The sequence below is a fragment of the Lysinibacillus sp. UGB7 genome, from assembly GCF_049058285.1.
GTDB lineage: Bacteria > Bacillota > Bacilli > Bacillales_A > Planococcaceae > Lysinibacillus > Lysinibacillus sphaericus_B.
Genome location: NZ_JBMGUV010000083.1, coordinates 1 through 1,500, shown reverse-complemented (window position 1 = coordinate 1,500; position 1,500 = coordinate 1). Strand labels below are relative to the sequence as shown.

Sequence of the window (1,500 nt, the reverse complement as noted above, 5' to 3'; positions counted from 1 at the left end):
TGAACTGAACCCTATAAAGTAGACAGTTTAATAAAAGACCATTCTCTACATTAAACAGCGATTAGATGACTTCGGTATGCTGCCGGAGTCATTTTTTTTAATGTCCATTGCTTTCTTGTATTGTTGTAGTGCTCCATATAATCATCTATCATATATTTTAATTCTGCTAAGCTTTCAGCTTCTTTATAGTCTATTTCATCTTTAAAATGCCCAAAGAATGACTCCATTGGCGAATTATCTAGGCAGTTTCCACGGCGAGACATTGACTGAAGTAATCCCATTTCTTTGACGCATTTTTGAAATGCTGGGTGTGTATAATGGAAACCTTGATCTGAATGAATCATCGCTTCTGGATGTAAATTGTCATTGATATGCTCTTCTAATTTCTTTAGCGTACGATAAACAAACTCCATGCGTAAACTTGTCGATACTTCATATGCAACGATTTCTCGTGTTGCAACATCCTTTATACACGATAAATACGCTGTTTGTCCGCCACGGTATTGTAAATACGTAATATCTGTTAAAAACACTTTGCCTGGCTCTGTTTGATGAAAATTACGATTTAAATGATTAGGTACTTGACGATGGATTTTTGTAGCTTTGGCAAGGTTTCGATAAGGGTTTGCACGTCTTACTTTCGAATATAGATTGAATTTACGCATTAATCGTAGAATTTTTTTATGATTCATCGGGATTTCTAGTAGTTCTTCTAGTGCCATGTAAAGTCCTCGATAACCCACCTTTCCTTTTGACGCATCATAAATCGTTTTTAATAGGACGTAGTCCTGAAAATCTGCTTCTTCACGTATCGCTTGTTTCTCACTATTTTGGAGCCATTTATAATAACCACTGGGGCTTACATTTGCCAAATAACATAAATAACGTGTCATATTTTTCAACTGATACAGTCGAATGGTATCATTAATTGCTTGATACTTTTCCCTTGGTATTAAAATAGCCGTTTCTTTGCCTGCCTTTCCATCTCGTCTAGCTTTTTTAACAGTGTTACTTCAGCTTCAAGTAAACGAATACGTGCCTCTGCTTTTTCTAATTTCTTTTCAGCAGATAGGTTATCTTTTTTTGGTCGACCAGAACCTCCTTTTCCGCGTCTTTCCTCTGAAAATGCTTGTTCTCCATGATTTTTAAAAGATGCTCTCCATCGTTTAATCGATGATCTTGCTTTTTCCACACCAATCACTTCTAAATCAAATCCGTTTTCTTTAAAGATTTGAACAGGTCCCTTACCGGCTAGATTTTCTTTGACCGCAAAGATTTTAAATTCCGCTGTATATTGAATAGAACGATCTGATACAGATGCTACAAATCGATTCGCTTCTATTTGTCGTATCTGATGTTCGTTAAAAATGATTTTACTCATGCTAATTTCTCCCGTTCTTAATTTCGTATATTTTAGTATAACGGTTTTTTTTGTGAAATGAACAAAAAACCCCGAATAGGGTCACTTTTTAAAGTGTCCACCATTCGGGGTTCAGTTCA

Annotated in this window: 1 protein-coding gene; it reads right to left on the bottom strand. The window is 35.7% G+C overall.

Annotated elements, in window-relative coordinates; all coding sequences use genetic code 11:
- Positions 1-50: 50 nt before the first annotated feature.
- Positions 51-1,381, bottom strand: a protein-coding gene (locus tag ACOMCU_RS27950) for an IS3 family transposase (protein WP_421052289.1) whose coding sequence is annotated in 2 segments (ribosomal slippage) — positions 51-1,003 and positions 1,003-1,381 — 1,332 coding nt in all. Because the reading frame shifts where the segments join, the coding sequence is not laid out codon by codon here.
- Between the last annotated feature and the right edge of the window lie 119 nt (positions 1,382-1,500).